This is a genomic window from Variovorax sp. GW531-E2 (genome assembly GCF_059423125.1).
This window is the reverse complement of sequence record NZ_JBWKXQ010000046.1, coordinates 1-16419: the sequence shown is the minus strand read 5'-3', so window position 1 is coordinate 16419 and position 16419 is coordinate 1. Positions and strand designations below refer to the sequence as shown.

Below are 16419 nucleotides of genomic sequence, written 5' to 3'. Positions count from 1 at the left end.
ATTCATCAATGACCACCATCCGCGTTAAAGAAAACGAGCCCTTCGACGTCGCCCTGCGTCGCTTCAAGCGCACCATCGAAAAGCTCGGCCTGCTGACCGACCTGCGCGCCCGCGAGTTCTACGAGAAGCCGACGGCTGAGCGCAAGCGCAAGAAGGCAGCTGCGGTCAAGCGCCACTACAAGCGCGTGCGCAGCATGCAGCTCCCCAAGAAGCTGTACTAAGCAACGCCCAGGGTGGCTGGCCCCGACGAAAGTCCCCGCCAGCGCCCCGTTGCACCAGCCGCGCCAGGGAAACCTGCCGCGGCTTTTGTTTTTTCCGAAAGGTTGCGAAGAATGACTCTCAAAGAACAAATCACCGAAGACATGAAGACGGCGATGCGCGCCAAGGACTCGGAGCGCCTGGCCACCATCCGCCTGCTGCTCGCCGCCATGAAGCAAAAGGAAGTCGACGAGCGCGTGGAGCTCGACGACGCCATGGTCGTGGCCATCGTCGACAAGATGGTCAAGCAGCGCAAGGACTCGATCGCCGCGTTCACCACGGGTGGCCGCGCCGACCTGGCCGACAAGGAAGCCGCCGAGATCAAGGTGCTCGAGGTCTACCTGCCCCAGCGCATGAGCGCCGATGAAACGGCCGCCGCGGTGAAGGCCATCGTGGCCGAACTGGGCGCCTCGGGCCCCGGCGACATGGGCAAGGTGATGGGCGTGGTCAAGACCCGCCTGGCCGGCAAGGCCGACATGGGCCAGGTCAGCGCCGCGGTCAAGGCCGCCCTCACGGGCGCCTGAGGCGGCCACCGCCATGAAGAACGGCAGCAGCAGCCCGCTCGGCGCCGCCCCCGTCGCGACGATCCCGAAGGCCTGCGCCTGCCTGGTCGATGCGCAGGGCCGGCTGCTGGTGTTCCGTCATCCCGAGGACGGCAACATGCAGCTGCCCAAGGGCACCATCGAGCCCGGCGAGTCGCCCGAGGCGGCCGTGCGGCGCGAGCTGCTCGAAGAGTCGGGCCTGGTGTTCGCCGGCCGGCTCGAATCGCTGGGCACGCTGGAGCGCGAATGCGAAGCCGGCGTCGAAGGCAACACGCACCGCCATCCGCAGCGCTGGCACATCTTCCTGATGCGCGACCACCGCGCCTTGCCCGAGACCTTCGAGCACATGGCCACGGGCAGCCCCGAAGAAGAAGGCCTGGTGTTCTCGTTCTACTGGCTTGAGGCCGACGCCCCCATCGAGGACTTCGCCCTGCCCTACCGCCAGACCATCGAGCGCGTGCGCGCGGCCCTGCTGGCCGCCAGCTGACCGGTCACGGGATCAGGCGGACATGACGGCGCGCAGCGCCATGTACGCCCCCAGCAGCGCCAGCCCCACCAGAAAGCAGCGCCGGAACACGGCCACCGGCAACCGCTGCCGCAGCCAGGTGCCCAGCACCATGCCGCCGACCGCCGGCACCAGCATTGCCAACGACCCGCCCAGCACCGCTGCCGGGTAGCTCCCGTTGGCCGCCAGCCCCAGGGCCAGCACCACGGTCGAGGTGGTGAACGAGATGCCCATGGCCTGGATCAGCGCATCGCGCTGGAAACCCAGCGCCTGCAGGTACGGCACGGCCGGCACCGCGAACACGCCGGTCACGGACGTCACCAGCCCCGTCGCGGCGCCCACCACGGGCCCCAACCAGCGCGCCTGCGCGTCGCTCACGTGCAGCTGCCGCCCCGTCAGCCCCCACAGCGCATAGATCACCAGCGCCACGCCCAGCGCCAGCGAGGCCCAGGCCCCGGCCGGTACGCCCAGCCACCACGCCCCGGCGAGAGTACCCACCACGACGCCGGCCTGCATGCGACCGATGCGGCGGAACACGGCGCCGAAGCTGGCGCGCGGCCCGGTCTGCCAGAGGTTGGTGACCAGCGACGGCACGATCAGCAACGCCGCCGCCTGTGCGGGCGACATCCACAGCGCGAGCAGCGCCATCGCCACGGTCGGCAGCCCGAGGCCGATCACGCCCTTGATCAGGCCGGCCAGCAGGAACACCGCGGCCGCCGCCGCCCACAGGCCCATTGCATCGTTGGAAATCGTCATCGCCGCGGAGTCTGCCGACCGACTCACCGGCTGGAAATGCGGCTTTCGCGCAGCCAGCCTCAGGCACAGGCTGAGGCTGGCGTGCTACCTTGCGGCCCATCATGCGATTCGATCTGACCGACCTGCGGCTCTTTCTCCACGTCGTCGAAGCCGGCAGCCTCACGGCCGGCGCCGGCCGCTCGCACATGACGCTGGCCTCGGCCAGCCAGCGCGTGCGCGGCATGGAAGACGCGCTCGGTACCCCGCTGCTCACCCGCCACGCACAGGGCGTGCGCCCCACCGAGGCCGGCCGCACGCTGCTGCACCATGCGCGCGTCGTGCTGCAGCAGATGGAGCGGCTGCGCGGCGAACTCGGCGAGTACGGCCAGGGCCTGAAGGGCCACGTGCGCTTCATGTGCGGCACCTCGGCGCTCACCGAGCACCTGCCCGAGGTGCTGAGCCGCTTCCTGGCCGAGCATCCGCGCATCTCGGTCGACCTCGAGGAGCGCGCCAGCCCCGACACCGTGGAGGCCCTGCGCAGCGGCCTGTGCGACATCGGCATCGTCTCCGACGCCATCGAGAGCGACGGCCTCGAATGCCACCCCTTCCGCCGCGACGACCTCGTGCTGGTGATGCCGCGCGGCCACGCGCTGGCCAGCCGGCGCCGCTTGCACCTGGCCGAGGTGGTCGACAGCGAGTTCGTCGGCCTGCCCGCCGACAGCGCGCTGCAGCAGCTGATCACCGGGCACGTGCGCGCGCTCGCCAGGCACCTGGCCTACCGCGTGCGCGTGCGCAACTTCGAGGCCGTGTGCCGCATGGTCGAGTACGGCATCGGCGTGGGCATCGTGCCGCAGACCGCGGCCGAGCGCTGCGCCCGCTCGATGAAGATCGCGCGCGCCTCGCTCGCCGACCCGTGGGCCGAACGCACGCTCATGGCCTGCGTGCGCTCGTCGCAGGACCTGCCGCTCAATGCGCGGCGCATGCTCGACTACCTGATCGCGCCACCGCCAGCGGCGGACGCTACGCGGAAGTGACCGGCCTTCCCTGCTGCGCACGCGCCGCAACGAAAGCCTCGAAGGCTTCGCGACTGGTCTTGCGCGGCACGTAGCCGAACTGGGTCTTCAGCGCGGTGTTCAGCAGCACCGGCCGGTAGCGCAGGAAGTCGAGCTGCTCGGGCCCATAGCGGCTCACGCCCAATGCCGAGCCCGCGGCCAGCGCCGCCTGCAGCACGCCGGCCGGCCAGGCGATGGCGCGCTTGCCGAGCCGCGCAGCAATCTCGTGGATCGTGAGCGCGCCGTCGCCCGCGAGGTTGTAGCAGCCGGGCGGCGCGCCGCCGAGCGCGTGGGCGATGGCGCCGGTCACGTCCTCGTCCCACACGAACACGAAGGGGCTGTCGCTGCCGCGGATGGCGATCAGCCGCTTCTTCTCGAACAGCGCCGTGATCTGGTTGTCGACGCGCTCGCCGAGGATGGTGCCGATGCGCAGCACCGTCTGCGCCAGCGCGGGATGTTGCACGCGGCAGCCGGCCAGCATCTCTTCCACCTGCCGCTTGTGGTCGGCATAGGCGAACACCGGGTTGCCGCGCAGCGGCTGCGACTCGGTGATCCAGGCCGGGTTGTCCGCGTGGTAGCCGTAGGCCGCGCCGCTGGACGACACCACGATGTGCCCCACGCCGCGCGCCACGCAGGCGTCAAGCACGTTGCGCGTGCCGCCCACGTCGACCGAATGCTCGAAGGCGCGGTTCGAGTCCTTGCCGGGCGTGACGATCGAAGCCAGGTGCACCACCGTGTCAATCGCGTGTTCGGCGAGCACGTCGGCGATGCCGTCGTCGCGCACGTCCCGCTGCAGGTAGACCACGCCGGGCAGCCGACGCTCGGCGGACACCTCGCGTACGTCGAGTGCCACCAGGGTTTCGAACGTGCCTTGCGCGGCCAATGTCGCGAGCACGCTGCGCCCGAGAAAACCGTCGCCGCCGGTGATCAACACGCGCCGCGCGGACGCCTTCCAGGTTTCGCTCATGGCGTCGCAGGCTTGCGCCCCCACCAGCTCGCCAGCGCCAGGCCCGCGATGATGTCCCAGAAGCCCCACACGCCGGCCACCACGGCCATGCCGCCGAGCCCGCCGAAGAAGCTGAAGATCAGCACCAGCCCGAGCCCCGCGTTGCGGATGCCCACTTCGATGGCCACCGCGCGCCGGTCGTAGTCGCCCAGCCCCGAGAGCCGCGCGCACAGGTAGCCGGTGCCGAAGGCCAGCGCGTCGTGGATCACCACGGCCATCAGCACCAGCCCCACGTAGTCGAGGAAGTAGCGCCAGTTGCCCGCGATGGCGCCGACGATGAAGGCGATCAGCGCCAGGAAGCTCAGGATGCGCGCCGGCTTCTTGATGCGCGCCGTGAGCCCCGGCAGCTTGTGTGCGCAGGCCACGCCCAGCACGAAGGGAATGCCGATGATCATCACGATGTGGCCCAGCATGTCGAAAGGGTCGAGCGCGATGGTCTTGAGCAGCACCGAGGCCGTGGGATGCAGGCCGCCCCAGAACGCGAAGTTCAGCGGCATCACCACGATCGACAGCGCGTTCGAGATCGCCGTCATCGACACCGACAGCGCCACGTTGCCGCCCGCGCGGTGCGTGAGGATCTGCGAGATGTTGCCCGGCGGGCAGCAGGCCACGAGGATCATGCCCAGCGCGATGCTCGGGCCCGGCTGCAGGATCAGCGTGAGCACGAAGGTCACGGCCGGCAGCACCACGAACTGCGCACCGATGCCCACCGCCATCGCACCGGGCATGCGCGCCACGCGCTTGAAGTCGTCGATGCGCGTGTCCAGCGCAATGCCGAACATCAGGAAGCCCAGCACCACGTTGAGCAGCACCAGCGAGGCCGGGTTGAAGTGCAGGCGGATCTCGTCGACAGGCAGCATGCGCGGAACCCCTTGTAGAAAGACGATCAGTCAGCCAGTGCGGCAGCGGCCTGGCGCACGGCCGCGCGGTAGGTGTCCTTGTGGACGTAGTACGCCATGCGCTCCAGCTGCAGGTACTTGAAGCCGCCCGACAGATCGGGCGGCGGCCCCTGCACCGCTGTACGCAGCGCCGCCGCCTTGGGCGAACCCGACGTCTGCGCGCGGAAGTAGCGCGCCAGCAGCTCGGCCTGCTCGTAGCGCCCCTGCCAGCCGATGCCGCTGGCTTCGATCATGCCGAGCACGCCCAGCGTCTCGAAGCGCGGCGAAAAGATGTTGAGGTACAGGCGCGGCGCCATGCCTTGCCAGTTGAGCAGCTCGCGGTCGATGAACGGATAGTGCAGCGCATAGCCCGTGGCCGTGAGGATCAGGTCGTAGTCGCGCGCGCTGCCGTCCTTGAAATGCACGGTGCGCCCCGCAAGCCGCGCGATGTCGGCGCGCACGCCGATGTCGCCGTGGCCCACGTGGTGCAGCACCAGCGAGTTCACCACCGGGTGCGACTCGTACATCTTGTAGTCGGGCTTGGGAAAACCGAAGCGCACCGGGTCGCCGGTGAACCACTGCAGCACGGTGGCGTCGACCTTCTGCTTGAGCCACGGCGGCAGCGGGCGCTTGCCGCCCAGCGTGTCGGCCGGCTTGCCGAACACGTACTTGGGCACGAAGTAGTAGCCGCGCCGCACCGAGATGTCGACGCTGCGCGCGTAGTGCACCGCATCGACCGCGATGTCGCAACCCGAGTTGCCCGCGCCGACGATCAGCACGCGCTTGTCCTTGAACAGTTCCGCGTGCTTGTAGCGGCTGGTGTGCAACAGCTCGCCGTCGAAGTGGCCTTCGAACTGCGGATGCTTGGGCTCCGAGAGCGTGCCGTTGGCGATCACCACGCCCTTGTACTCGTCGGTTTCCACCGTGCCGTCGGGCGCCTCGACGCTCACGCGCCAGCGCGTGTCGGGTGCGTCGCTCACCGGCTCCACGCGCAGCACGCGCGTGCCGAAGCGGAAGTGCGCGCGCAGGCCGAAGCGGTCGGCAAAGTCACTGAAGTAGCGGCGCAGCTCGCGGTGGCTCGGGTAGTCGGCCACGGTGTCGGCCATCGGGAACTCGGCGAACTCCGTCGTGCGCTTGCTCGAGATCAGGTGCGCCGAGTGGTAGACCGTGGAGCGCGGGTTGTCGATGTCCCAGAGGCCGCCCACGTCGCTGTGCGCCTCGAAGCCCTGGAACGGAACGCCGAGCTTCTGCAGATTGCGGGCGCCCGCCAGGCCCGAGGGCCCGGCGCCGATGAGGGCGATCTGTTCGTGTGTCGGAACGGCGGTGGCAGAAGGCGTCATCGGCGGGGAGGTTCTTTCTGGGAATTCAGACCGGGAATGGCGGTGGCGCCCGCCTCGCCCACGCGCGGCTTGCGCGGCTGGCCGCGCAGCAGGCGGTCGTGCAGCGGCGCGGGCAACAGGCCGAGTGCTTTCGACAGCCAGCCGATACGCCGCGGCAGCACGATCTTTTCGCGCCGGGCCGCCAGGCCTGCCAGCAGCTGGCGCGCCGCCGCATCTGCTTCGAGCAGCCCCGGCATCGCGAAGCGGTTGCCGGCCGTGAGCGCGGTGCGGATGTAGCCCGGGCTCACCGTGTGCACCGTGAGCCCCGTGCCGCGCAGTTCGGCGCGCAGGCTTTCGAGATAACGGATCAGCCCGCCCTTGCTCGCGCAGTAGGCGCCGTTGCCCGGCATGCCGTGCCAGCCCGCGATGCTGGCCACGCCGACGAGCGCGCCGCGTCCCGCTGCGCGCATCGGCTGCACGAAGGGCTGGAAGGTGGTGGCCGCGCCGAGCAGGTTGATCTCGAGCATGCGGCGGAACACGGCGAGGTCGTCGGCCTCGGCGGTGTCGTAACCGCCGGCCACGCCCGCGTTGGCGATCACGAGGTCGGGCGGGCCGAAGCGCTGCATCCAGTCGGCTGCCATCGCCTGCATGGCGGGGCCGTCGGACACGTCCGGCGTGTAGGCCTTGCAGCGCCCTTCACCTTGGGCAGCGAGCGCCGTGAGGCGTTCGGTGTCGAGCCCCACCAGCGCCACACGCGCACCGCTGTCGATCAGCGCCCGCGCCAGCGCCTGCCCGAGGCCGCCGCAGGCACCGGTGAGAACGACATTGCGAAACGGCAAGAGCATGGGCGAGGAAGCGCGCAGGGCGGCGAGTGGCAAAGCGCAGCCACTGTAGCCGCGCCCTGCCACTGCATTCCCCAGCGTTTCCCCTTGTCCCGCGCCCTTGCGGGGCGTTCAGGCGGCTTCGGCGGCGGGAAATTCGATCTGGATCTTCACATCCGTGACGCGCCCGGCCGCGGCCTCCTCGAAAGCGGCGATGCCGTCCTCGAACGCGAAGGTGCGCGAGATGAAGGGCTTCACGTCGACCTGCCCCGCTGCGATGAGTGCCAGCGCGCGCGGAAAGATGTTGGCGTAGCGGAACACCGACTCGATGCGCGCCTCTTTCGCCTGGATCGCGACGATGTCGAAAGCCACCTTCGCAGCGGGTATGCCCACCAGCACGAGGCAGCCGCCGGGGCACAGCAGGTCGAACACGTTGTCGAAGGCACGTGTGCTGCCGCTGGCTTCGAAGACCACGTTCGCGCCCCAGCCGTCGGTGAGGGCCTGCACGGTGTCGGCGAGGCTCGTGCTGCGCACGTCGATCGTCGTCACCGCCGGGTTGTCGGCGAACAGCGCCAGCTTCTCGGGCACGAGGTCGGCCAAGATCACGCGCGCCGCGCCGCCCGCGAGCGCGGCCAGCGCCGTCATCGCGCCGATGGTGCCGGCACCGATGACCACCGCCACGTCGCCCGGCTTCAGCGCCGCCTTCTTCGCGGCCTGCAGGCCGATGGCCAGCGGCTCGACGATGGCGCCTTCGCCGAAGCTCACGTTGTCGGGCAGGCGGAAGGTGAAGGCCGCCGGGTGCACCACGTAGGGCGTGAGGCAGCCGTGGATCGGCGGCGTGGCCCAGAAGCGCACGGCAGGGTCGAGGTTGTAGAAGCCTTCGCGCACGGCGCGCGAGTCCATGTCGGGAATGCCGGGCTCCATGCAGACGCGGTCGCCGGGCTTCAGGTGGGTGACTTCGGCGCCCACCTCGGCCACCACGCCCGAGGCCTCGTGGCCGAGGATCATAGGCGCGTCGACGACGTACGGGCCGATGCCGCCGTGCTGGTAGTAATGAACATCGCTGCCGCACACGCCCACGGTGTGCATGCGGATCTTCACGTCGCGCGGGCCGACGTGCAGCGGCAGTTCGACATCGCGCAGCGTGATCTCGTGCGCCTTTTCCAGAACCAGTGCTTTCATTGCATCTTTCTCAGAGGGTTGAAACGGGAGCCGCCATTCAGTGCAGCACGGCGTCCGGACGCAGCAGCGAAGCGCCCGTCGCGACATCGAACAGGTGCACCTGCTGCGCATCGGCCACGAAGCGCAGCGGCTCGCCGAGCCGGGGGCCCGCCGCGGACGGCAGGAGCACGGCAATCTCTTCGCCGCCCTGCCCCACGCTCACCAGCACTTCGTTGCCGAGGTATTCGATGAGCTGGACCTCGCCGGCAAAGCCTTCGCCGTTCGACTTGGCGGTGTCGAGGTGCAGGTGCGCCGGGCGCACGCCCAGCGTCACGCGCTCGCGGCCTTCGAGTGCGAAGCGGCGCGCATCCACGCGCACCGAACCGCCGCCGCCGCGCAGCTCGCACTGCCCGCCGTCCAGGCCGTGCACAACCATCTCCATCAGGTTCATCGGCGGCGTGCCGATGAAGCCAGCCACGAAGGCCGAGCGCGGGCGCTCGAAGATTTCCTGCGGCGTGCCGACCTGCTCGATGCGCCCGTCGCGCAGCAGCACGATGCGGTCGGCCAGCGTCATGGCCTCGTGCTGATCGTGCGTGACGTACACGGTGGTGGTCTTCAGCGTCTGGTGCAGCTTCGCGATCTCGATGCGCATGTGGTTGCGCAGCTTGGCGTCGAGGTTCGACAGCGGTTCGTCGAACAGGAACACCTTCGGCGTCTTGATCATGGCCCGCGCAATCGCCACACGCTGCTGCTGGCCGCCCGACAGCTCGGTGGGCTTGCGCTGCAGGTAGCGCTCCAGGCCCAGCGTGTCCGACACCTCCTTGATGCGGCTGTCGATCTCGGCCTTGGGCACCTTCAGGCGCTTGAGCCCGAACGCGATGTTGTCGCGCACCGTCATGTGCGGGTACAGCGCGTAGTTCTGGAACACCATCGCGATGCCACGCTCCTGCGGTGGCAGGTCGTTCACGCGTTGGCCGCCAATGTGCAGGTCGCCGCCGCTGATGTCTTCCAGCCCCGCGAGCATGCGCAGGATGGTCGACTTGCCGCAGCCCGAGGGGCCGAGGAACACGACGAACTCGTTGTCGGCCACGTCGAGATCGAAAGCATGGACGACCTGCGTTTCCCCGTAGCGCTTGATGAGGTGGTGACAGCGGATGGCAGACATTTTGGGTTCTGGAGAAAGGGAAGCGACGGGGTTCATGCAGCCTCCCGCTTGCGCTTGAACGCGGCATTGAGAAAACCGCTGAGCACGCCCACCATGAGCAGCGGCGGCAGCGACAGCAAAATGACCGAGGCATTCAAAATGCCCCACGGCACGTCGCGCCCGAGCTGGCTGAGCTCCGACGCCACGATGGGCAGCGTCTTGGCCTCGGAGGTGGTGAGCATCAGCGCGATGAGGAACTCGTTCCACACCAGCACGAAGCCGAAGGCGATGGCGCCCACCAGCGAGCGCGCGGCAATCGGCAGCGCGATGCGAAAGAAGATCGCGTAAGGCCCGTAGCCGTCGACGCGGCCCGCCTCTTCCACTTCCTTCGGCACCGCCTTGAAGGCCGGAATGGCGAGCCAGATCACGGTCGAGAGCGTGAGCAGCGTGTAGGTGGCGATGAGCGCCACGCGCGAGTCGTACAGCTCCAGCTGCAGCCAGATCACCATGAGCGGAATGGCCACCGCCACCGGCGGCAGGAAGCGCATCGACAGCACGAAGAACTGGATGTCGTTGTCCCAGCGCAGCGGGTAGCGCGCCAGCGCATAGGCGGCCGGCAGGCCCAGCACCGCGCCGATGACCACCGCCGCGCCCGCCACCACGATCGAGTTGACCAGCCCCGCGGCCACGGCCTCACGGTTCAGCACGTACAGGTAGTTGTCCAGCGTGGGCGTGAAGAAGAACTTCGGCACGGCCGAGACGATGTCGACCCGGTTCTTGAACGAGTTGAGAAAGGTCCACAGCACGGGCACGAGCGCCGAGAGCCCGGCCGCGATGAGCGCCAGCCGCGCCAGCAGCGTTCCGATGGCAATCTTCTTCATGACGGTTTGGTCCATTTCCAGATGTAGGTGAACGCGACCGTCGAGGCGACCATCATCAGCACCGCCATGCTCGACGCGTACGAGATGCGGCCCGATTCGATGAAGCCCTGCGAGAAGGCATACATGTCGAGCGTCTCGGTCGAGATGCCGGGGCCGCCGCGCGTCATCACGTAGATGAGGTCGAAGGCGCGCAGCGACTCCACCATCTTCACGAAGGCCAGGCTGATGAGCGGCGCCTTCAGCATCGGCAGTGCCACGTAGGCATACACCTCCCAGGTCTTCGCGTGGTCCAGCCGCGCGGCCTCGAAGGGCTGCGGCGGCAGGGTCTCGAGCAGCTTCAGCACGATGACCCCGAAGAACAGCCCCCACTGCCACACGTCGACAAAGGCCACCGTGAGCAGCGCCAGCACCGGGTCGGCGAACAGATCCAGCGGCTCGCCGGTGATCGCCTTGTACGGCCACGTGATGAGGCCGAACAGCGGATGGAAGGCGAACTTCCAGACGAAGGCGGCCGACACGCGCGGCAGCAGCACCGGCACGATGAACAGCATCGACAGCACCTGGCGCCAGCGCGGCGTGGCGCAGCGGTGCATCAGCGTGCCCATGAGCACGGCCAGGGCCATGGTGGCGCTGACGGTCAGCACCTCCCACACCAGCGACACGCGCACCGAGTTCAGGAAGCGCCGGTCGGAGAACAGCTGCACGTAGTTGCTGAACCAGACCCAGCCGGTGTCGGCCTGGCCCAGCTCGCGGTCCTGCAGCGAGATGGCGATGGCGAACACCGTCGGCACCAGCGCCAGGACCGCCAGCACGAGCAGCCCCGGCCCGATGAACACGGCCGGCAGCCGTGGGGTGTGGGAACGCATGCTCACTTCTTGCGACGCGCGATCAGTTGCTTGGCGTAGGCGTCGAGTTCGTCGAGCCCGCTCTGGATGTCGGTGCGCGAGCCGGTGATCAGCTCTTCGAGAATGATCCCCCAGCGGTCGCCCAGGTCAGGCCAGGCCGGGTCTTGCCAGAAGTTCACGGCCGTGACCTTGCCGGTGTCGGCCAGCGCCTTGCCCAGGTCGGCGCCATAGCGCTTGGCGAACTCGGGGCTGCCGAGCACGCTGGTGCGGTTGAGCTCGCCGAACTGCCCTTGCGCGAGGCGGCGCTGCTCGTTCTCCTTGGACGTAGCCCACGCGATGAAGAGGCCCGCGCACTTCTTCGCCTCTTCGGTCTTGTTGGCGCGCGCGCCGATGGCCAGGCCGTGGCCGTAGCCGCCGCCGGTGAGCGGCGCGGGCGGCACGGCGTAGGCGATCTTGCCGACCACGGTCGACATCTTCGGGTCGAGCGCGTTGCCCGCCAGCGGCGTCGATTCGACCAGGATCGCGACCTTGCCGGCCAGGAAGGCGCCGGTGGATTCGTCCCATCCGCCCGTCTTGGTGCCGGGCGCGGAGTACTTGAAGAGATCCAGGTAGGTCTGGGTCGCCTTCACGGCGGCGGGCGAGTTGAAGACCGGCTTGTCCCCGTCGAACCAACGTCCGCCGTAGCCGCGGAAGAACGGCATCCAGCGCCACACGTTGGCGCCCGAGCCGCGCTGGCCGCGCAGCGCCACGCCGTAGACGCCGTTGGCCGGGTCGTTGAGCTTCTTCACGGCCGCCACGAACTCGTCGAGCGTGGCTGGCGGCTTGATGCCCGCCTTCTCGAGCAGGTCCTTGCGGTAGACCATGAGGTCGCCGCCGCCGGTGAGGGGTGCAAACCAGGCCTGGCCGGCGAAGGTCGCGACCTTCTGGCGGCCGGCGTCGAAGTCGGCGTAGTCGTAGCTGGCCGGGTAGTACGGCGTGAGCGGCACGATCCACTTCGACTGGACGAACTGCGCGACGTTGGCCTCGTCGACGTAGTACACGTGGTACTTGCCGACCGTGGACGCATCGGCGCGCGACTTGGCGCGGCGGTCGTTCTCGTTGAGGTTGTCGATGCTGAACGAGGCACCGCTCAGGCGCTTGAACTCGTCCTTGGATTTCTCGAGCAGCGTCAGGCCTTCGCGCGGCTGCGACAGGACGCGCACGTCCTCCTTGCAGACCTGCGCCAGCGCGGCGGGCGCCAGCGTGGCCAGCGCGAGCGCGAGGCCGGCCAGACGGTGGGAATGCGGAATCGGCATGCTTGTCTCCTTCGTTGTTCGTGCAAATTGCCGGCGAAATGCCGGCAAATGCAACGAGACGAAGGTTAGGAGGCCGATCCGAAGGGCCTCCTACATGCCCACCGGGCACCTGATACTTTGCTGCCAAGCCGTCTCGGGGTTTAGCCCAAGAGGCAAGTGCGTATCAGTCGGCCATCAGGCAGCGAGTGGCGTGTGCTGCGCGCTGCGCAGGCCGAAACGCTCCTGCGCCTGCTGCCGGTAGGCCGAGGGCGTCATGCCCTTGAGCTGCAGGAAGCGACGGTTGAAGTTCGCGAGGTTCGAGAAACCGACCTCGTAGCAGATGTCGCTCACCAGCCGGTCGGACACCTGCAGCATCTCGCAGGCCTTGGTGATGCGCAGCCGCGTGACGAAGTCGGTGAAGGTGCTGCCCATGTGCTTGTGGAAGTAGCGCGAGAAGCTGCTCTCGGCCATGTTGGCGACGCCGCACACGGTGGGCAGCGAGAGCTCTTCGGCCAGGTGGGCGTGCAGGTAGTCGAGCACGCGGCGCATGCGGGTGTTGGCCGTGGGGTCCTCGTCGCTCGGGTCGGCGTTGCTCGAGATCTGGCGCCAGTCGCTCCAGCTGGCGAGTTCATGCAGCAGGCCGATGAACTCCGACAGCCGGGCCATGCCCTTTTGCTTCTGCACGCGCACGAAGCGCTCGCGCACGAGGTCGCCGATACCGAAGAACTCGATGCCCAGCTTGGCGCGGTCGAGCATCGGCAGCACGGTTTCCAGCTCGGGGAACAGGTCGACGCCCTGGCGCAGGGGCGCGTCGCGGAAGTGGATCACCATGCTGCGGTCGGCCACGCCCTCGGGCGGCACGTCGTGCGAGATCCAGGTGTGGGGCAGTCGCGCGCCCACCAGGGCGACATAGCCGGGCTCGAAGCGGCCGATGTGGTTGCCGACGAAGGCGTCGCCGCTGGTGCGGTTGATGCACTGCAGCTCGTACTCGTCGTGGTAGTGCCAGCAGTCGAAGGGCCAGGGCACGCCGTGCTGCAGGCAGCGCACCGAACTGCTGCCCGCCGGCTCGAAGCCCAGGCGCGGGTCACGCAAGAGTTCGTGTTCGAGGGCCGGCTTGCGTACGGCGCTGTGTTTGCTCATGTCCTGTCCCCCTGTCCTTGAATGGAGGGGTCGTCGAGCCAGCGCCGTTGCGAGCGGCAGCGCCTGTCAGGCGCCCGCCACCTTCATGCGGTTGACCAGGATCGACCCCGTGGTTTTTGCGCCGAAAGTGTAAGCATCTGCGCCAATTGCCTCAATTCCCATGAGCATGTCGCGCAAATTGCCGGCAATCGTGATCTCCTGCACGGGGAAGGCGATGCGGCCTTTTTCCACCCAGAAACCGCTGGCGCCGCGCGAATAGTCGCCGGTCACGTAGTTCACGCCCTGCCCCATCAGCTCGATGACGAACAGGCCCGTGCCGAGCTTGGCCAGCATGGCGTCAAGGTCGTCGCCGTGCTTCGTGAGGCGCGAGCTCAGCGTCAGGTTGTGCGAGCCGCCGGCATTGCCGGTGGTCTTCATGCCCAGCTTGCGCGCCGAGTAGGTCGAGAGAAAGTAGCCTTCGAGGCGACCGGCATCGACCACCTTGCGTGCGCGGGTGATCACGCCTTCGTCGTCGAAGGGCGAGCTGCCCTTGCCGCGCAGCACGTGCGGGTCTTCGGCCACGTCGACGTGCTTGGGCAGCACGGGCTTGCCCAGCGAGTCGAGCAGGAAGGTGCTCTTGCGGTACAGCGCCCCGCCGCTCACGGCCTGCACCAGCCCGCCCAGCAGGCCCACGGCCAGCGGCGACTCGAACAGCACCGGGCATTCGGTGGTCTTGATCTTGCGCGACTTCAGGCGGCTCAGCGCGCGCTCGGCGGCGTAGCGGCCCACGGCCTGCGGGCTGGCGAGTTCGTCGGCCGAGCGCATCGAGCTGTACCAGGCGTCGCGCTGCATGCCGTCGCCCTTGCCGGCGATGGGCGCCACCGAAATCGAGTGCCGCGAGCTGGCGTAACCGCCGCGAAAGCCGTGCGTGTGGGCGCTGAAGAAGTGGCTCTGCTGCGCCGAGACGCCGGCGCCTTCGCTGTTGGTGATGCGCTTGTCGGTCGACAGCGCCGCCGCCTCGCATTCGAGGGCCAGCTTGGCGGCCTGCTCGCTCGTCACGTCCCAGGGGTGGAACAGGTCGAGCTCGGGGTGGTCCTTGGAAATGTCTGCCTCGTCGGGCAGGCCGCTCACCGGGTCTTCGGCCGTGAAGCGGGCGATGTCGTAGGCGGCCGCGGCGGTCTGCTGGATGGCCGCCTCGGAAAAGTCGGAGGTGCTGGCGTTGCCGCGGCGGTGGCCCACGTAGACCGTGATGCCCAGCGACTTGTCGCGGTTGCGCTCGACGTTCTCGAGTTCGCCCTTGCGCACCGAGACGCTCAGGCCGCAGCCCTCGGAGGCCTCGGCGCCGGCGTCGGTGGCCCCGAGCTTTTTGGCGTGGGCCAGGGCCGAATCGACCAGGTTTTCGAAGAAGGAGCGGCTGTAGGCGAAGCCGGAATCGGCGCGCGAGGAGGATGTCGTCATGTGGTGGCTATGATACTTGCGCCCCCTGTTTCACGTTTTCCCTTCCGCGCCCCCTGTGCGCGTTGCAGCGCCGCACGGCGCGGCCCAGAATCCACCCCATGTCCCGCAAACCCAAAAAAGGCTATTTCGTCCGTGGCCACTTCGTTGCCGAAGGCAGCGAACTCGACCTGGAGCTCAAGCGCGAGCTCAAGGGCGGCACCGACGAAGCCAGCCGCACCGAACTCAAGCGCGAGAGCGCCGAACTGCAGAAACTGGGCGAAGAACTGCTCACCCTGCGTGCCGGCCTGTTCGACGCCCTCCCGCTGAGCGAGAAACTGGTCGATGCCATCGCCGAGGCGAAACGCATCACCAATTTCGAGGGCAAGCGCCGCCAGATGCAGTTCATCGGCAAGCTCATGCGCGCCCTCGACCCCGAGGTGCTCGAGGCCGTGAAGCAGGCGCTGACCGAGCAGAACACCGTGCCGGCCGCCGAAGCCGCCGCGCTGCACGAGGCCGAACGCTGGCGCGAACGCCTCATCGCCGACGACGACGCCCTCGGCGGCTGGATCGAGACCCACCCCGCCACCGACTCCCAGCAGCTGCGCGCCCTCGTGCGCCAGGCCCGCAAGGACCTGAAGTCCGGCCCCGCCGGCGAAGCACCGCGCCAGGGCAAGGCCTACCGCGAGATCTTCCAGCTCGTGCGCGCGCAACTCGCGGTGCATGGCGGCGACGACCACGCCGAAGCGGCTGCGGCGCAAGACCGGGAAGAAGACGCATGAGCGAAGGCTTCGATTCGGTGCGCATCGGCATCGTCTCCATCAGCGACCGCGCTTCCAGCGGCACCTACGAAGACAAGGGCCTGCCCGCGCTCAAGGACTGGCTGGGCCGCGCGCTGAAAAACCCCCTCGAATTCGAAGCCCGCCTGATCCCCGACGAGGCCGACCGCATCAGCGCCTCGCTCATCGAGCTGGTCGACGCCGGCTGCTCGCTGGTGCTCACCACCGGCGGCACCGGCCCCGCGCTGCGCGACGTGACGCCCGAGGCCACGCTGGCCGTGGCCCACAAGGAAATGCCCGGCTTCGGCGAACAGATGCGCCAGATCAGCCTGCGCTTCGTGCCGACCGCCATCCTCTCGCGCCAGGTGGCCGTCATCCGCGACCAGAGCCTCATCATCAACCTGCCGGGCCAGCCCAAGTCGATCGCCGAGACGCTCGAAGGGCTGAAGGACGCCGACGGCACACAGCTCGTGCCCGGCATCTTCGCCGCCGTGCCCTACTGCATCGACCTGATCGGCGGGCCGTACCTCGAGACCGACGACACGGTCTGCAAGGCCTTCCGGCCCAAGTCGGCGATCCGCGCCGCGCGCTAGGGCCTGTTCACCCTATTTCTGGCGTCGCGAAGGTCTGCCACGGCGGGCCAATCAAGGCGCGTGACGCCGCGTG

At 68.6% G+C, this 16419-nt stretch carries 18 protein-coding genes; 6 read left to right on the top strand and 12 right to left on the bottom strand.

All coding sequences use genetic code 11. From position 1 onward, the window contains the following. Positions 1–8: 8 nt before the first annotated feature. From rpsU to AC07XP_RS22930, 3 genes are all read left to right on the top strand, one after another. Positions 9–221 (top strand): 30S ribosomal protein S21, encoded by a 213-nt coding sequence (gene rpsU / locus AC07XP_RS22940; RefSeq protein WP_007833691.1) that lies wholly within the window; start codon positions 9–11, stop codon positions 219–221. Between the two features lie 111 nt (positions 222–332). Continuing rightward, the gene (locus tag AC07XP_RS22935; protein WP_062476513.1) at positions 333–782 is read left to right on the top strand and encodes a GatB/YqeY domain-containing protein; all 450 of its coding nucleotides are present in this window, start codon (positions 333–335) and stop codon (positions 780–782) included. A gap of 13 nt (positions 783–795) precedes the next feature. After that, a complete protein-coding gene (locus AC07XP_RS22930; RefSeq protein WP_095949101.1) occupies positions 796–1287 on the top strand; it encodes an NUDIX domain-containing protein in 492 nt (163 codons plus the stop codon). A 12-nt stretch (positions 1288–1299) separates the two neighbouring features. On the opposite strand, the gene AC07XP_RS22925 is transcribed toward AC07XP_RS22930, so the two are convergent. Beyond that, on the bottom strand, positions 1300–2061 hold the full coding sequence (locus tag AC07XP_RS22925) for a sulfite exporter TauE/SafE family protein (RefSeq protein ID WP_495265955.1): 762 nt from the start codon (positions 2059–2061) through the stop codon (positions 1300–1302). Between the two features lie 101 nt (positions 2062–2162). On the opposite strand from AC07XP_RS22925, the gene AC07XP_RS22920 reads away from it, so the two are divergent. Further along, on the top strand, positions 2163–3074 hold the full coding sequence (locus tag AC07XP_RS22920) for a LysR family transcriptional regulator (RefSeq protein WP_159276069.1): 912 nt from the start codon (positions 2163–2165) through the stop codon (positions 3072–3074). Here the strand turns inward: AC07XP_RS22920 and AC07XP_RS22915 are convergent. The 11 genes from AC07XP_RS22915 to pmbA form a co-directional block, all read right to left on the bottom strand. Next, the gene (locus AC07XP_RS22915; RefSeq protein ID WP_495265954.1) at positions 3061–4059 is read right to left on the bottom strand and encodes an SDR family oxidoreductase; all 999 of its coding nucleotides are present in this window, start codon (positions 4057–4059) and stop codon (positions 3061–3063) included. The genes AC07XP_RS22920 and AC07XP_RS22915 overlap by 14 nt on opposite strands. Then, entirely contained in the window at positions 4056–4958 is a 903-nt protein-coding gene (locus tag AC07XP_RS22910) for a bile acid:sodium symporter family protein (RefSeq protein ID WP_095746086.1), read from the bottom strand. Before AC07XP_RS22910 ends, AC07XP_RS22915 begins: the two co-directional genes overlap by 4 nt. Positions 4959–4984: 26 nt before the next feature. Continuing rightward, the gene (locus AC07XP_RS22905; RefSeq protein WP_495265953.1) at positions 4985–6316 is read right to left on the bottom strand and encodes a flavin-containing monooxygenase; all 1332 of its coding nucleotides are present in this window, start codon (positions 6314–6316) and stop codon (positions 4985–4987) included. Beyond that, on the bottom strand, positions 6313–7140 hold the full coding sequence (locus AC07XP_RS22900) for an SDR family oxidoreductase (RefSeq protein ID WP_495265952.1): 828 nt from the start codon (positions 7138–7140) through the stop codon (positions 6313–6315). Before AC07XP_RS22900 ends, AC07XP_RS22905 begins: the two co-directional genes overlap by 4 nt. 108 nt (positions 7141–7248) lie before the next feature. Continuing rightward, on the bottom strand, positions 7249–8298 hold the full coding sequence (locus AC07XP_RS22895; RefSeq protein ID WP_495265951.1) for an NAD(P)-dependent alcohol dehydrogenase: 1050 nt from the start codon (positions 8296–8298) through the stop codon (positions 7249–7251). 37 nt (positions 8299–8335) lie between these two features. Continuing rightward, positions 8336–9442 (bottom strand): ABC transporter ATP-binding protein, encoded by a 1107-nt coding sequence (locus AC07XP_RS22890; RefSeq protein WP_495265950.1) that lies wholly within the window; start codon positions 9440–9442, stop codon positions 8336–8338. A 32-nt stretch (positions 9443–9474) separates the two neighbouring features. Further along, entirely contained in the window at positions 9475–10287 is an 813-nt protein-coding gene (locus tag AC07XP_RS22885) for a carbohydrate ABC transporter permease (protein ID WP_495265973.1), read from the bottom strand. A gap of 11 nt (positions 10288–10298) precedes the next feature. After that, positions 10299–11168, bottom strand: a complete 870-nt coding sequence (locus AC07XP_RS22880) for a carbohydrate ABC transporter permease (RefSeq protein ID WP_095949108.1) — start codon at positions 11166–11168, stop codon at positions 10299–10301. Positions 11169–11170: 2 nt separating this feature from the next. Continuing rightward, positions 11171–12442, bottom strand: coding sequence for an ABC transporter substrate-binding protein (locus AC07XP_RS22875; protein ID WP_495265949.1), 1272 nt, complete (start codon positions 12440–12442; stop codon positions 11171–11173). Between the two features lie 174 nt (positions 12443–12616). After that, positions 12617–13561, bottom strand: coding sequence for a helix-turn-helix domain-containing protein (locus AC07XP_RS22870; RefSeq protein WP_062476487.1), 945 nt, complete (start codon positions 13559–13561; stop codon positions 12617–12619). Positions 13562–13627: 66 nt separating this feature from the next. After that, the gene (pmbA, locus tag AC07XP_RS22865; protein ID WP_495265948.1) at positions 13628–14998 is read right to left on the bottom strand and encodes a metalloprotease PmbA; all 1371 of its coding nucleotides are present in this window, start codon (positions 14996–14998) and stop codon (positions 13628–13630) included. Between the two features lie 98 nt (positions 14999–15096). Here pmbA and yjgA point away from each other — a divergent pair, with 98 nt between their 5' ends. Both yjgA and mog read left to right on the top strand, forming a co-directional pair. Further along, positions 15097–15756, top strand: a complete 660-nt coding sequence (gene yjgA / locus AC07XP_RS22860; RefSeq protein WP_062476481.1) for a ribosome biogenesis factor YjgA — start codon at positions 15097–15099, stop codon at positions 15754–15756. Next, positions 15753–16346 (top strand): molybdopterin adenylyltransferase, encoded by a 594-nt coding sequence (mog, locus tag AC07XP_RS22855; protein ID WP_495265947.1) that lies wholly within the window; start codon positions 15753–15755, stop codon positions 16344–16346. The genes yjgA and mog overlap by 4 nt, the downstream gene beginning before the upstream one ends. The last annotated feature ends 73 nt before the right edge of the window (positions 16347–16419 follow it).

Coding starts and splice junctions, on each gene's coding strand:
- AC07XP_RS22915 (WP_495265954.1), bottom strand. CDS start 4,059: ATGAGCGAAACCTGGAAGGCGTCCGCGCGGCGCGTGTTGATCACCGGC.
- AC07XP_RS22925 (WP_495265955.1), bottom strand. CDS start 2,061: ATGACGATTTCCAACGATGCAATGGGCCTGTGGGCGGCGGCGGCCGCG.
- AC07XP_RS22905 (WP_495265953.1), bottom strand. CDS start 6,316: ATGACGCCTTCTGCCACCGCCGTTCCGACACACGAACAGATCGCCCTC.
- AC07XP_RS22875 (WP_495265949.1), bottom strand. CDS start 12,442: ATGCCGATTCCGCATTCCCACCGTCTGGCCGGCCTCGCGCTCGCGCTG.
- AC07XP_RS22900 (WP_495265952.1), bottom strand. CDS start 7,140: ATGCTCTTGCCGTTTCGCAATGTCGTTCTCACCGGTGCCTGCGGCGGC.
- AC07XP_RS22895 (WP_495265951.1), bottom strand. CDS start 8,298: ATGAAAGCACTGGTTCTGGAAAAGGCGCACGAGATCACGCTGCGCGAT.
- rpsU (WP_007833691.1), top strand. CDS start 9: ATGACCACCATCCGCGTTAAAGAAAACGAGCCCTTCGACGTCGCCCTG.
- pmbA (WP_495265948.1), bottom strand. CDS start 14,998: ATGACGACATCCTCCTCGCGCGCCGATTCCGGCTTCGCCTACAGCCGC.
- AC07XP_RS22870 (WP_062476487.1), bottom strand. CDS start 13,561: ATGAGCAAACACAGCGCCGTACGCAAGCCGGCCCTCGAACACGAACTC.
- AC07XP_RS22930 (WP_095949101.1), top strand. CDS start 796: ATGAAGAACGGCAGCAGCAGCCCGCTCGGCGCCGCCCCCGTCGCGACG.
- AC07XP_RS22910 (WP_095746086.1), bottom strand. CDS start 4,958: ATGCTGCCTGTCGACGAGATCCGCCTGCACTTCAACCCGGCCTCGCTG.
- yjgA (WP_062476481.1), top strand. CDS start 15,097: ATGTCCCGCAAACCCAAAAAAGGCTATTTCGTCCGTGGCCACTTCGTT.
- mog (WP_495265947.1), top strand. CDS start 15,753: ATGAGCGAAGGCTTCGATTCGGTGCGCATCGGCATCGTCTCCATCAGC.
- AC07XP_RS22890 (WP_495265950.1), bottom strand. CDS start 9,442: ATGTCTGCCATCCGCTGTCACCACCTCATCAAGCGCTACGGGGAAACG.
- AC07XP_RS22880 (WP_095949108.1), bottom strand. CDS start 11,168: ATGCGTTCCCACACCCCACGGCTGCCGGCCGTGTTCATCGGGCCGGGG.
- AC07XP_RS22920 (WP_159276069.1), top strand. CDS start 2,163: ATGCGATTCGATCTGACCGACCTGCGGCTCTTTCTCCACGTCGTCGAA.
- AC07XP_RS22935 (WP_062476513.1), top strand. CDS start 333: ATGACTCTCAAAGAACAAATCACCGAAGACATGAAGACGGCGATGCGC.